Annotated in this window: 12 protein-coding genes; all 12 read left to right on the top strand. The window is 35.7% G+C overall.

The window, feature by feature from the left end; genetic code table 11:
• The 12 genes from MP477_RS13455 to MP477_RS13400 all read left to right on the top strand — a co-directional run bounded on the left by MP477_RS13455 (position 1) and on the right by MP477_RS13400 (position 13,295).
• Positions 1-618: a hypothetical protein gene (locus MP477_RS13455; protein ID WP_257190817.1), complete on the top strand. Its 618-nt coding sequence runs from the start codon at positions 1-3 to the stop codon at positions 616-618.
• A 101-nt stretch (positions 619-719) separates the two neighbouring features.
• On the top strand, positions 720-1,700 hold the full coding sequence (locus tag MP477_RS13450; RefSeq protein WP_047488092.1) for a pyruvate dehydrogenase complex E1 component subunit beta: 981 nt from the start codon (positions 720-722) through the stop codon (positions 1,698-1,700).
• A gap of 114 nt (positions 1,701-1,814) precedes the next feature.
• Positions 1,815-3,809 carry a KUP/HAK/KT family potassium transporter gene (locus MP477_RS13445; RefSeq protein WP_230040611.1) on the top strand — a complete coding sequence of 665 codons (1,995 nt, stop codon included), beginning with the start codon at positions 1,815-1,817 and terminating at the stop codon, positions 3,807-3,809.
• A 67-nt stretch (positions 3,810-3,876) separates the two neighbouring features.
• On the top strand, positions 3,877-4,350 hold the full coding sequence (locus MP477_RS13440) for a Fur family transcriptional regulator (protein WP_027374694.1): 474 nt from the start codon (positions 3,877-3,879) through the stop codon (positions 4,348-4,350).
• A gap of 3 nt (positions 4,351-4,353) precedes the next feature.
• Positions 4,354-6,096, top strand: a complete 1,743-nt coding sequence (locus MP477_RS13435; RefSeq protein ID WP_257190816.1) for an OstA-like protein — start codon at positions 4,354-4,356, stop codon at positions 6,094-6,096.
• Between the two features lie 278 nt (positions 6,097-6,374).
• A complete protein-coding gene (locus MP477_RS13430) occupies positions 6,375-7,277 on the top strand; it encodes a hypothetical protein (protein WP_257190815.1) in 903 nt (300 codons plus the stop codon).
• 1 nt (position 7,278) lies between these two features.
• Positions 7,279-8,106 (top strand): hypothetical protein, encoded by an 828-nt coding sequence (locus MP477_RS13425; protein ID WP_230040599.1) that lies wholly within the window; start codon positions 7,279-7,281, stop codon positions 8,104-8,106.
• 1 nt (position 8,107) lies between these two features.
• Positions 8,108-8,884 carry a hypothetical protein gene (locus tag MP477_RS13420; RefSeq protein WP_230040597.1) on the top strand — a complete coding sequence of 259 codons (777 nt, stop codon included), beginning with the start codon at positions 8,108-8,110 and terminating at the stop codon, positions 8,882-8,884.
• A 561-nt stretch (positions 8,885-9,445) separates the two neighbouring features.
• The gene (locus MP477_RS13415; RefSeq protein WP_257190814.1) at positions 9,446-10,342 is read left to right on the top strand and encodes a hypothetical protein; all 897 of its coding nucleotides are present in this window, start codon (positions 9,446-9,448) and stop codon (positions 10,340-10,342) included.
• 14 nt (positions 10,343-10,356) lie between these two features.
• Positions 10,357-11,196: a hypothetical protein gene (locus MP477_RS13410; RefSeq protein ID WP_257190813.1), complete on the top strand. Its 840-nt coding sequence runs from the start codon at positions 10,357-10,359 to the stop codon at positions 11,194-11,196.
• 3 nt (positions 11,197-11,199) lie between these two features.
• Positions 11,200-11,988, top strand: a complete 789-nt coding sequence (locus MP477_RS13405; RefSeq protein ID WP_257190812.1) for a hypothetical protein — start codon at positions 11,200-11,202, stop codon at positions 11,986-11,988.
• Between the two features lie 131 nt (positions 11,989-12,119).
• Entirely contained in the window at positions 12,120-13,295 is a 1,176-nt protein-coding gene (locus tag MP477_RS13400) for an aspartate aminotransferase family protein (RefSeq protein ID WP_257190950.1), read from the top strand.
• Positions 13,296-13,483: the final 188 nt, after the last annotated feature.

The raw sequence follows: 13,483 nt of genomic DNA, 5'->3' as shown, positions 1-13,483 counted from the left end.
ATGGAAGAACTGGAATTGCTAAAAAAAGACTGGAATAAAAAATCGGAAGAATTTAAGGAATATTCGGAAAATGAAATTTATAAAATGATAAAACTTAAATCTGTTTCTATAACCAAAATATTGTTGTTTGTAGGACTGGTTGAAATGATACTGTGGACTGCATATGGATATCTGAACAAAGAATTTCCTTATGTAAGAATAATGATGTTTCTGATTTTTACAGGATTAATTGTTTTCGTCTTCCGCAGAATGAAAAGCGGGCAGGATAGTATGACATTGATGAAAAGTATTTTAAACTTAAGGAGGCTTATTTTTGGATATGCATTTATTTCATTACTCTTAGCTGTTACAGATAATATCATTCACTTTGATCATAATACCAGGGATTTTATGGCAGGTTTAAAAGACGGCTGGAATAGTGGCGGCGGTACTAAAGTATTACCTGCCGATTCTGAAACAATAATGCCGGTGCTTGGAAACTATGTTATTTTTGGAATTATCCTGATGATCACCTTTTACATTTTGTATATAGTATATAAAAGAACCTACGGGAAAATTCTTCAGGATCTTAGAAAAAACTATAAAGAACTCGGCTATCAGGAAGAAAAAGCAATTTAAATAAAATTAATATTAACGTATCTCGTTCAAATGAGATACCTTTTTTATGATGTGTATAATAAAAAAACACTATTTTTGTAGTCTAAATTTTTCAAGAAAATATGGCAGAATATACTTTTCGTGAGGTAATTGCACAGGCAATGAGCGAGGAAATGCGTAAAGACGAATCCATCTATTTGATGGGGGAGGAAGTTGCAGAATATAATGGTGCATATAAAGCTTCAAAAGGAATGCTGGATGAATTTGGTCCAAAAAGAGTAATCGATACACCGATTGCAGAACTTGGATTTACAGGAATCTCTGTGGGAGCTGCAATGAATGGTAACAGACCAATCGTAGAATTTATGACATTCAATTTCTCTCTGGTAGGAATTGATCAGATTATCAATAATGCGGCAAAGATCCGTCAGATGAGTGGTGGACAGTGGAACTGCCCAATCGTTTTCCGTGGTCCTACTGCTTCGGCAGGACAGCTGGGAGCTACCCACTCTCAGGCTTTTGAAGGTTGGTTTGCCAACTGTCCCGGACTTAAGGTGGTAGTACCTTCTAACCCATATGATGCAAAAGGATTATTGAAAACAGCCATTCAGGATAACGATCCGGTGATCTTCATGGAATCTGAGCAGATGTATGGAGATAAAATGGAAATTCCTGAAGAAGAATACTATTTACCAATAGGAAAGGCAGATATCAAAAGAGAAGGTACAGATGTTACTTTGGTTTCTTTCGGTAAAATCATGAAGTTAGCTATTCAGGCGGCTGAAGATATGGCTAAAGAAGGAATTTCTGTAGAAGTTATTGACCTTAGAACAGTTCGTCCTCTTGATTTTGATACCGTTTTAGAATCTGTAAAGAAAACAAATAGATTAGTTATCTTAGAAGAGGCTTGGCCATTTGGTTCAATATCTTCAGAAATTACATACATGGTACAGCAAAAAGCATTCGATTATTTAGATGCTCCAATCAAGAGAATTACCACTCCTGATGCACCTGCACCTTATTCTGCAGCCCTGTTTGCAGAATGGTTCCCTAAGCTTGAAAAAGTAAAAGAGGAAATTAAAAAAGCAATGTACGTTAAGTAATAATAGAGAAAAACTTCCGAAAGGAAGTTTTTTCATTTATTATATTCATGAATAAAAGTTCGTTGAGTCATAAAATTAATATAAATTTGCCCGTTTAAAAATAAATAAGCTGACATGGCAGACGTTACAGAAGATGGTTATCATTTTGATATAAAAAAACTTTCCTTTATTGGAGTTTTAGTCTCTTTAGGAATTGTTTTCGGAGATATCGGTACATCACCGCTTTACGTGATGAAAGCAATTGTGAATGCACGGGCAGGAGGTAGTAATATGCCTTTCAACGAATACATAGAAGGAGCGTTGTCCTGTATCATCTGGACGTTGACGCTTCAGACTACCATCAAATATGTAATCATTGCTTTAAGAGCGGATAACAAAGGAGAAGGAGGTATTTTGGCTTTGTTCTCATTAGTTAGAAACCTTAAAAAAGGATGGCTCTATCTTATTGCAATCGTAGGAGCAGCGGCACTTATTGCAGATGGAGTGATTACACCGTCACTTACTGTAATGTCAGCAATTGAAGGTCTTGAAATATACAATCCTCACACCCCTGTTGTTCCCATTACGATTGGAATCTTGATTGTTATTTTTGTGGTGCAGCAATTTGGAACCAGCTTTATAGGGAAGTTTTTCGGCCCTGTAATGGTTGTCTGGTTTCTGGTGCTAGGTGGTTTAGGAGTAATGCATTTGAGTGAAAATTTTGAAATTTTAAGATCTTTCAACCCTTATTATGCATATAAGCTTATCGCAAATTCACCCAGTGCAATTATTATTCTTGGTGCTGTTTTCCTTTGTACAACCGGGGCAGAAGCTCTTTACTCAGATTTGGGCCACTGTGGTGCTAAAAATATAAGAGTAAGCTGGGCATTTGTTAAGGTTATGCTTATTTTAAACTATCTTGGACAGGGAGCATGGCTTTTAACCAATTATAATAAACCTGGATTTTCTGTAGTAAACCCATTCTTTGGAATTATGGAAGAATGGATGATTATACCGGGAGTAATTTTAGCCACTGCTGCTGCAATTATTGCGAGCCAGGCATTAATTACAGGTTCTTTCACCATTTTCTCAGAAGCAATGTCTCTTAATTTATGGCCTAATCAGAAAATTGATTATCCTTCCGGAGTTAAAGGACAAATGTATATCCCAAGAATCAATTGGGGACTTTTAATTCTTTGTATCATTGTAGTTCTCCATTTTAGAGAATCAGGAAAAATGGAAGCGGCCTATGGTCTTTCTATTACAGTAACGATGCTGATGACAACAGTTCTGCTGGTTTTCTGGTTACTAAAACACAGAGTAAGCAAAGTTCTGATACTTGTTTTTGCTTTAGTATATATGGCTATTGAATTAGGTTTCTTCAGTGCCAATATTATTAAATTTATGGAAGGTGGCTGGATTACAGTTGTACTGGCTGGTTCTATAGGAATATCCATGTACGCATGGTATAATGGAAGATTAATAAAAACAAGATTTATCCAGTTTGTGAGAATAGATAAATATGTATCTATCATTAAAGATATGAAACTGGATGAGACTATTCCAAAATATGCAACCAATCTTGCTTATCTGAGCAGAGCAAAAAGAAATGATGAGGTAGAATCAAAAATTATCTATTCTATCATTAAAAAACAGCCGAAAAGAGCTGATCATTATTTTATTCTAAGTATTGTCAATCAGGAAGATCCATATACATTCAAATATACGGTAGACGAAATTCTTCCGGGGACGGTTTATAAAGTTAATTTCCTTTTAGGGTTTAAAGTAGACCGAAGAATTAATGATTATTTCAATATGGTACTGAAAGACTTAATGGCAGATGGTACCATCCCTTCAAGAAGCAGTCACCCTTCTCTGAGAGCTCATGATATACCGCCGGATTTGAAGTATGTAATTATAGATAATACATATATTAACGATATTCTTTTAACTGTTAAACAGAAGATTGTTCTTAATATTTACAACTTTGTGAAGTATATAGGAAGTGATGACTTTAAGGCTTGGGGAGTGTCTTCTCATAACGTTGAAGTAGAATCTGCACCGATTACAGAACTTACCGTTTACGACAATAAAATTGAGCAATCCGGGTACTTCCGTCACAATTCTTAAACGTAAGGGTATACAACCATACTATCTATTTAAATAAAAATCGATAAATTTGTAGATAATTTTTTTAATGGATACAGTACAAAAAGAAAAGAATATAGCTTTGATCAAGGATGTTTTAAGAAACTACTTATTAGAAAAAGGGTTTAGAAACACACCTGAGAGATACACGATATTGGAAGAGATTTATAATATGGATCATCACTTTAACGTTGATGATCTGTATCTTCTGATGATGCAGAAAAAATATCATGTTTCCAAAGCGACTATTTACAATACTATTGAGATTTTCCTGGATGCAGGCCTTATTCGTAAGCATCAGTTTGGAGAAAAAACGTTAACCTCTTCATCTTATGAGAAGTCTTATTTTGATAAGCAGCATGATCACCTTGTGATCTATAAAAAAGACTCTGATAAAGAAATTGAAGAAATTATTGAATTCTGTGACCCGAGAATTCAAGGAATCAAAGAAGCCATTGAAGAAGCATTTGGCGTAAAAATTGATTCTCATTCGCTATATTTCTATGGCACTAAGAATGATTAATTAATGAGAATAATCCTTTTTCTGTTACTCTGTATTTCTACGCTTGTCTTTGCGCAGGATAAAACTCCCGTGAAAAGAGATCCGTACCTGCAGACTCCTTCAACGGCAAAACCACAACCGCAGAGACCCGAAGATAAAATAAAAATTATCCATGCGGATAAAATTATAAAAGACCCTGCAAAATACGAAGGTAACCAATACTTTACCGGCAATGTTCAGATCGAACATCAGGGATCTGTCCTTACTGCAGACGAAGTGGTGCTGTATAATGAAGAAAATTTTGTAAAAGCCATAGGCAATACAAGACTTCAAAACACAGACGGATCAGTAATTACAGCAGGAGAAATGGAATATGACGGTAACACCCAGAAGGGAGTTGCCCGGAAAAACGTTGTCCTTACAGATCCCAAACAGACTATAAAAACGGATATTCTTTATTATGACAGGCTTTCCAACCAGGCTTACTTTAATACCGGCGGAACAATTAATGACAGCCAGGGTAATGTAATGTATACAAAGTCTGCCACCTATTTTCTGAACACCAAAATGATCGACTTTGTAGGCAATGTTAAAATAGACAATGCACAATATATTATCGAAGGTGTCAATATCAAGCAGAATCAGAATACTAAAGTGGCTGAGTTTTTTGGTCCTACCACCATTACAAACAGAGCTAATCCTAAAAACAGGATATATACGGAAAGAGGTACCTACAGAATGGAAACGAAGGAAGCTTTCCTGAATAAAAATTCCAGGATCTTTTACAATGACAAAATCCTTACCGGTGATGACATGTATTTCAACCAGCTTACCGGTTTCGGTAAAGCAACAGGGAATGTAACGCTTGATGATCCTAAGGAAAAAAGGTATATCAAAGGAGGCTATGGTGAGATTTTTGAGAAAAAAGATTCTGCCATGATGACCAAAAGCCCTTATGCTGTAAAAGTAATGGAAAAAGATTCAATTTATTTTGCAGCAGAAAAAATCCTTTCCTACCAAAGACCCGATTCCTTAGATATCAACGTAAAGAAAAGCTTTCTGCGAGCTTATAAAAAGGCCCGTATTTACAAATCAAATGCCCAGGGAAGAGCAGATTCTATTGCTTTCAATGAAACAGACGGAGTCATGCATATGTATACGAAACCTATTCTTTGGAGTGGAGAAAAACAGGTAACAGGAGATAAAGTAGAAGCCTATTTTAATACCAAAAATGAAAATATAGACTCACTGAAGGTTATTGGAAATGCTCTGGCGATCAGTAAAGTAGATTCATTAAACCTAAAAGACGAGTTCAATCAGGTGAAAGGAAAATTTATGACCGTCTACTATGAGAATAATGACATTAAAGAAGCAAGGGTTGTGGGGAATGCACAGTCTATTGCGTATGTAGATGATACAGATCAGGAGACTAAAAAACCGGAGAGAATAGGAATCACGCTCTCAGCCTGCGGTATTATTGGCGCTTTGTTTGAAGAGAAAGGACTGCAGATTATTTCCTGCAGTATCGGAGCTACTTCAGATACTTACCCTATGAGTAAAATAGAACCGGCAAAAAGAAAGTTCCCTGACTTTAATTGGAATACTAAAGACAGGATCAGGAAATGGCAGGATATTCTTGTAGATACCCCTAATAACGAAGAAATAAAATATACTGGAGACAGTGAGCTCTATGATGAAGCTCAAAATGCTATAGAAAAAGAAAGAGCTAAAGAAGAGGCAAAGAAGCCGAAAAGAGTCCGAAAATAAAAGATTTAAGTCCGTTTCACAATTTGTGAAACGGATTTTTTTTAATTTCATTACAGAAAAATAAATTTCAATATTTATATAAATTCACTAATTAGTGATATTCTTTGTTTTTTTTGATTTTTTTCCTTGATTTATAAGCAATATTCACATTTTAGTTGCGATTTTTTTTGATATAATTATTTTATTTTTTAATATTATTATATTTTTAATAGAAATTTAATAAATATTATAATAAATTTTATTAAATTTATTAAGTCAAATTGAAAAAAAATAATAATATGAAATTAAAATCTATTATCATGTTCTCCCTCATTCCTATTGGGATGAGTGCTCAGGTTGGGATTTCAAAAAATCTCACGTTTGATCCGGATACCAGAACGCAGCTGCATGTAAAGCAGGATAATTTTGCAGCCCGAATGCCAAGAGCCAACACCGCAGGAGTTCTTCCTACTTCATTAACGGGTACTATTGGAGATGGAACGCAGGGTTCTGTAATATTCAACAGAGAAACAGGAAGTATTGTTCAGAACGATGGTACAAGCTGGAAGATCTCAGATCCAATTGTTACGGTGATGAAAAATAATAAAATGGCCCGCTTTATAAGAAGTGGTACCACTACCACTACTTGCCAGCCCTGTACTCTTATTCCTCCCACCTGTTTTATCGGGTCCGACAGGACATGTGCTGCAACAGATGTTCCTTTTACGTCAAGCAGCCCTGCCTTGAATGAAATCTCAAATGATATAGCATTGGTAAGTACCACAAGCAATATGATCAACTTTAAAACAAGAGGTTTATATAAGCTTTCGTTTAAAAGCGGACCGTTAGATGTAGGGGAGGCACTCTGTATAGGGGCAACCACTAATCTGTATTCCAGATTGAATCTGGAAGTTAGTTCTGATAACGGAGCAACATGGAGACCTATTAATAATACGGTAAGCAATACTACAGGAGGATTGTTTGCACTGGGTTCAATACCCATAGGATCCGTAGATGTAGGCCAGTCATTGGCATTTACTTATGTGGGGGTTTTTAACGCAAATGACAGAGCAAGACTTAGATTCTTTGGCAACCAGACCATGACTGTTGGAGGCTGCTTGGGAACTAATATGTACTTTGCTATGAATTCCACAGGAAATTCTATCTCAGAAATTATTGTTGAAAAAATAAATATGCAATAAGATGAAAAAGATAATATTAATTATAGCGGTTTTTTTTCAATACTTTTTGCAGGCACAAGTAGGTATTGGAGGAGATATATACAGCTCTAAAAACATTGTTAAAGTTCAGGATGGAACCAAAGGGATCATATTACCTTATTCCAATACCTTTACCACTTTTCCAAAATATAATGCTGCCGTAACGGATCTGTATAATGATTACCCTAATCTTGTGGGTGGCCTTATCTACAATAAGAGTGACGATCAGTATTACAAGTATGATGGCTACGCCTGGAATCCGGCAAGACAGATACAGGGGATATATCAGCCTAAAGGATCAAGATTGGGGATTTCTTCGGGAATTTCAATTCCTTGTATTGCATTCGGTTTAGGGCTATGTCTTTCAACCGGCTCAGCGGTCTATTTAGCTCCGGATGACAAAAGTGAAGTTCTTGTTGATAACCTTGGATTGAAGAATGCAAGCACAGTAACCATAAAGCAGGCTGGGATTTATGATGTAGCAGCTGCTTTAGGATTTACCGGTGGTTCTCTTGGTGCCCAGATAGGGGTTACGGAATTTAAACTGACATTACAGGCTAGATATACATCCGGAGGAGCATGGGAGACTATTGTTACCAAGTCAAACTATTCACTCATATTTATTGTGGATACACAGGGAAACAAGACTTGCAGTTTTGCCCAGACTATTACTTTACCCGTCGGAGCTGAATTGAGGGTTATTCCTTCCATCAGAACAATTGGTGGATCAGGAGGATCATTAGCAGCCTATGGTACAGATGCCAATTCGATCAATTCTTATATTGCAGCACGTTTAATTAAAGCTTTTTAAGATGAAAAAATATATATTCGGACTGTCTTTATTCATAATGAATATTTACAGCGCACAGGTGAATTTTACAAATATTCCTAGTCCTGACTCTAATGCCAATGGAAACGATCAGGTCATGATGTATATTACCAATACGAGCGAAGCAGCAGGAGTAAAAGGTTTTGGACTTCCAGCAGTAAATGCAGAAGTAGACCTTCCTTATACAGGAGTAAATGCTCCGGGATCAAGAATTGAGGTATTGAGGGGACTGCTTTTGTTTGTTAAAAGTACCGGTCAGGTAATGGTTTTTGATGGGTTAGTGTGGAGTAAAGCCTTTGAAATAGAATCTGATAATATCTCAAGGTTTCAGCTCAATGCTGTTTCCACTACTACAGGCACTGCTTTGTTGTCCATAAACTCCCTTATTGATAAACCTAATTTCCTTGCAGATCCATTAAAGCTTAAAACCAATGTACCTACAACAGGTGTTGACCTTAACAGATTATATGTTCGGCAAACGGGATTATACAGGATTAATGTGAATTTGAATTTCACAGGTGCTGCAGGTTCTTTTAGTAACAGATTAGGAGCCAGTTTATATGTAAATAATGTTAAGAGATTTCAGCTGCTGGAAGAAACAGTCAATTTTGATGGAACTAACCGTAAAATCAATTTAGACTTTTCTGTTTATGCTGTTCAAGGTCAGTATATTACTTTGGAATCCATTTCCGAGGTGAGTGGAACTACAACGTATAATGTGACTAATAACAGCTATGTGACAGTAGAAAAAGTATTATAGATTAACGGATCCAAATATTTCAGTTAAGGCTCATCCTTAATTTTAGAGCCTGTTTACATCTTAATAGAAAATTTTGTTATAGGCTTTCTGAGGTTGGATATTTGAAAAAATAGGATTTCCCAACCGGTTTAGCAGAAAGCCAATGACAAAATATAAATAAAACAATAACTTGAAAGAGCAGAAAAGAAAATATTCTTCATGTTGATTTAAAATACATTACTGTATGTTATATAACAGCTGCCAATGGTATACGTTACCTAATGATTTTTCCAAATGACATTGGTTTACTATTATTGCAGCCAGAGATTCCTAAGGGAAGCTTCCGAAAATAGGACCAAATTATCCGTTATAAAGTGTAAATACACTGTTTAACTCGCTAATTGGTGATATGAATTATTTTTTTTATATTTTTCTCTATTTTATATGTAAAATTCATATTTAATCATCGTTTTTTTGATATAGCTACTTTATTTTTTGAAATTATTTTTTTAAATAAAAATCTGATAAATATTATTATAATATTTGTTAGATTTATTATGTCAAATTGAAAAAAATAATAATATGAAATTAAAGTCTATTATCATGTTCTCTCTTATCTCTATGGGAATAAATGCACAGGTTGGGATTTCTAAAGCTCCCGCTTTTCAGCCTGATATCAGAACAGAATTGCACGTACAGCAGAACAATGAAGCTGTAAGATTGCCGAGGAGTAATACGACAAGTATTTTGCCGGTTTCGGCTGCAGGAACCACAGGAAACGGAACACAGGGGTCAATACTTTATAATAAGCAAGCTGCCAATATTGCACAAAACGATGGAACGCAATGGAAAGTTATTTCAGATCCTATTTTAGTGAATTTAAAAAATGGGAAATTAGCCAGGTTTGTAAAATCAGGAGGCACCTTAACATCCCCTTGTGGTACTTGCGTACTCTGCGGACTGGAAAACAGACAATGTACACCTATTGATGTGCCACTAACTGCTACAGGCAACAATGCTTTTAATGATATAGCCGCTGATGTTGAGCTGGTTGCAGCAAGTACCCCTCAAATAAGATTTAAAACATCCGGATTATACAGGATTTCTTTTAGCAGCCGTGTGACATCTAGTGCGCCGGTTTGCCTTGGAATTGCACAAACTATCTATGCAAGAATGAATTTATCCCTCCAGGCTAATGGATCAGGAGCTTTTGTACCTATTAATAGTACCGTTTCTCCATATACATTAAATAGTGCAACGGATCCGCTTCAAATTTTAGGCATTCTTGGCCCTAAAATCAACCATTCTATTTCAAGTACTTATATAGGTACTTTTAATACTGCTGATATTGTCAAATTTACATTCTTTGGAAATCAGAATATTGCTGTTGGCGGGTGTACCGGAGGAGCAATGAATTTTCAATTGGACGGAACAGGTTATCAGCTACCCGAGGTTATTATTGAAAAACTTACCATGTAATAAAAATAAATCTTATGAAAAATTTATTATTCTTACTATTGGCATCCTGGTTTCATGCACAGGTTGTTATTAATAGTGATATAGCAAGTAACAAAAATATATTAAAAGTGAAAGACGGAACTAGAGGAGTTTTGCTTACAAGCTCTGATAATTATACTCTTTTTCCAAGATATAATGCTGCCGCTCCCGATTTGTTTAACGACCATTCTAATCTGGAAGGTTCTCTTATCTATAATAAAAACGATGACCAATACTATAAATATGATGGCTTTTCCTGGAATCCTGCAAGACAGCTTCAGGGAAGATTCAATACGAATGTATCGAGGTTGGGGCTGGCTACACCTTTTAGTAATTTTTGTGGCGATTTTTCAGGAGTAAATGCCTGCGTTAATTCAGGGTATAACCTGACATATGGGGGAGGAGTTGCGGATAATAAGGATCAGTTATTAGTAGATACCGGCTATTTGGGAATAAAAAATGCTGCAAATGGCATTCTAATAGCTCAGAATGGATTATACGAGGTTGGGCTTTCATTAGGAGTGAGCGGTGGAGGTCTTTCTGCTGGTATCGGTTTAGTTGAATATCGCTTAGGATTACAGGTAAGCTATGATAACGGAGCCACCTATGTAGATATAGCAGAAAAGTCAAATTATTCTCTTATGTTTATTGTAGATCTAAATGCTACAAAAACTACCAGTTTTACAACAACTCTATCTTTACCTGCTGGTGCAAGGATAAGATCTATTGTTAATATGAAAAGAATTATTGCTTCCGGAGGAGGTCTTGCCAATTATTCTACAAATGAAGATCCTGTATATTCCTATGCAGTTGTCAGACAAATTAAAAAATACTAAATCATGAATAAAAAGATATTTTGCATATGTATGTTTTTTTTACTGCATACATACAATTCACAGGTAAATTTCACCAATGGAACGGGTGCTGATGTAAATACCGCTGATCAGATAATGGTATATATTAACAACGCAAGTGAAGCAAGTAATATAAAAGGATTTGGTCTCCCAACGGTCAATACCATAACAGATTTACCTTATACCGGATCCAATGCGCCTTCACCTTCCAATAAAATTGAGGCACTAAGAGGTTTGTTACTATTTGTGAATAGTACCGGAGAAACAATGGTTTTTGATGGCTTGGTCTGGAGTAAGGCATTTAATGTTATAGGCTTAGGAAGTAATGTTACCCGCTTTCAACTTAACAATGCTGTTTCTACAACTAACGGGCAGGTTACTTTGCCATTTAGTTCTGCAAGCGGGACATACCTGAATGATCCCCTGAAAGCAAAAACTAATGTGTCAACAACATCATCCACGGAGCTCCCAAAACTCTATATCAGACAAAATGGAACTTACAGGATTAATGTCAGTTTGACATTAAACTCTACAGAAAGTGGAGCTTTCAATAAACGACTGGGTATCGCCCTATTTGTTAATGGTGTTGAAAGAACCAGATTATTGGAAACTGCTACTGATTTTAATGCAACTACTAAACTTGTAAATTTAGATACCGTGTTATATTTAAAGCAAGGGGAATATTTTACAATGGATACTATTTCTGAAGTGGGTGGTGCACAAACTTTTACAGTAACTCCTAATACTTTTGTTACAATAGAAAAAATGCAATAAAATTTTGAAAGTAGGCTGCCAAAATGAAATGCCCCTAAATTTATTTAAGGGTATTTTTTTATTCAGAGTTTATAATTTCGGCATTTGGCGAATCTTTTATAGCTTTGCTGAAATTTTTTGAGACGATGGAAATGCACAAAGACTTTTTTATATATCAGGCACAGACAACAAAATTTGCTGCAGGTTTTGAGGTTGAAAAAGCTGTAGGAAGCTATATTTATGGAACTGACGGTAAAAAATATCTGGATTTTGTAGCCGGAGTTTCTGCCAATACATTGGGGCACTCCCATCCTAAAATTGTCAATGCTATCAAAGAACAGGCAGATAAATATCTTCATGTAATGGTTTATGGTGAATACGCACAGGAAAAACCGATAGCATTATGCCAATTACTGGCAGAAGCCACACCGGAACCGCTAGAAGTTACCTATTTGGTAAACAGTGGAGCAGAAGCTATTGATGGAAGTTTAAAATTAGCAAAAAGATATACGGGAAGAGAAGAGATCATTTCTTTCAAAAATTCCTATCATGGAAATACACATGGGGCTTTAAGTGTTTCAGGAAATGAAAATCATAAAAGAGAATTTCGTCCCTTATTACCTATGATCTCTTTTATTGAGTTCAATAGTGAAGAAGATCTTGAAAAAATTACAGACAAAACAGCTTGTGTTATTCTAGAAACTATTCAGGGGGCTGCAGGTTTTTTAGTTCCCAATGAGAATTATCTGATCAGACTGAAGAAAAGATGTGAAGATGTGGGAGCACTTTTGATTCTTGATGAAATTCAGCCCGGATTTGGAAGAACCGGAAGACTATTTTCTTTTGAGCATTTTGGAATTGTTCCTGACATCCTGGTTATGGGAAAAGGGATGGGCGGAGGAGTTCCTGTTGGAGCTTTTATGAGCTCCCGGGAAATTATGGAAACATTATCCCATTCTCCAAAGCTTGGGCATATTACTACCTTTGGAGGAAACCCACTGATTGCAGCAGCAAGCTATGCTACTTTGAAAGAAGTACTGGACAGTGGCCTGATGAATGAGGTGGCAGAAAAAGAAAAATTATTCAGAGAACTTCTGGTACATCCCAAAATTAAAAATATCAATGGTAAAGGCTTAATGCTGGCTGTAAACCTTGGTACTCCGGAATATACACTGGAGGTTGCCAAAAAATGCATGGAAAAAGGACTTATTGTTTTCTGGCAGCTGTACAGAAATGAATACCTCAGAATTTCTCCACCATTAACACTCTCCCTGGATGAGATCAGACAGGGATGTCACATTATACTTGATATATTGAATGAAAATTAAAGATTAAAATCTCTTCAAATCGGAGAGATTTTTTTATGCTTTACATGGTAAGTTTATGTGCTGGTATTTAACATAATGTAGATTTAATACCTCTGATAAATATCATGCAGATTCTTTAAAAAAATAATTGCTTTTTTGTGTAATAAAAAAATTAATTTATATATTGCGGAACGATAAAAACAAAGATT

The organism is Chryseobacterium sp. WG23, assembly GCF_024586575.1.
Taxonomy (GTDB): Bacteria; Bacteroidota; Bacteroidia; order Flavobacteriales; family Weeksellaceae; genus Chryseobacterium.
Note: the sequence above shows the minus strand (reverse complement) of the source record. Positions and strands in the feature narration are given on the sequence as shown.

What these genes read in the sequence shown, in the direction of transcription:
- MP477_RS13455 (WP_257190817.1), top strand. Translation starts at nt 1, where the DNA reads ATGGAAGAACTGGAATTGCTAAAAAAAGACTGGAATAAAAAATCGGAA.
- MP477_RS13450 (WP_047488092.1), top strand. Translation starts at nt 720, where the DNA reads ATGGCAGAATATACTTTTCGTGAGGTAATTGCACAGGCAATGAGCGAG.
- MP477_RS13445 (WP_230040611.1), top strand. Translation starts at nt 1,815, where the DNA reads ATGGCAGACGTTACAGAAGATGGTTATCATTTTGATATAAAAAAACTT.
- MP477_RS13440 (WP_027374694.1), top strand. Translation starts at nt 3,877, where the DNA reads ATGGATACAGTACAAAAAGAAAAGAATATAGCTTTGATCAAGGATGTT.
- MP477_RS13435 (WP_257190816.1), top strand. Translation starts at nt 4,354, where the DNA reads ATGAGAATAATCCTTTTTCTGTTACTCTGTATTTCTACGCTTGTCTTT.
- MP477_RS13430 (WP_257190815.1), top strand. Translation starts at nt 6,375, where the DNA reads ATGAAATTAAAATCTATTATCATGTTCTCCCTCATTCCTATTGGGATG.
- MP477_RS13425 (WP_230040599.1), top strand. Translation starts at nt 7,279, where the DNA reads ATGAAAAAGATAATATTAATTATAGCGGTTTTTTTTCAATACTTTTTG.
- MP477_RS13420 (WP_230040597.1), top strand. Translation starts at nt 8,108, where the DNA reads ATGAAAAAATATATATTCGGACTGTCTTTATTCATAATGAATATTTAC.
- MP477_RS13415 (WP_257190814.1), top strand. Translation starts at nt 9,446, where the DNA reads ATGAAATTAAAGTCTATTATCATGTTCTCTCTTATCTCTATGGGAATA.
- MP477_RS13410 (WP_257190813.1), top strand. Translation starts at nt 10,357, where the DNA reads ATGAAAAATTTATTATTCTTACTATTGGCATCCTGGTTTCATGCACAG.
- MP477_RS13405 (WP_257190812.1), top strand. Translation starts at nt 11,200, where the DNA reads ATGAATAAAAAGATATTTTGCATATGTATGTTTTTTTTACTGCATACA.
- MP477_RS13400 (WP_257190950.1), top strand. Translation starts at nt 12,120, where the DNA reads ATGCACAAAGACTTTTTTATATATCAGGCACAGACAACAAAATTTGCT.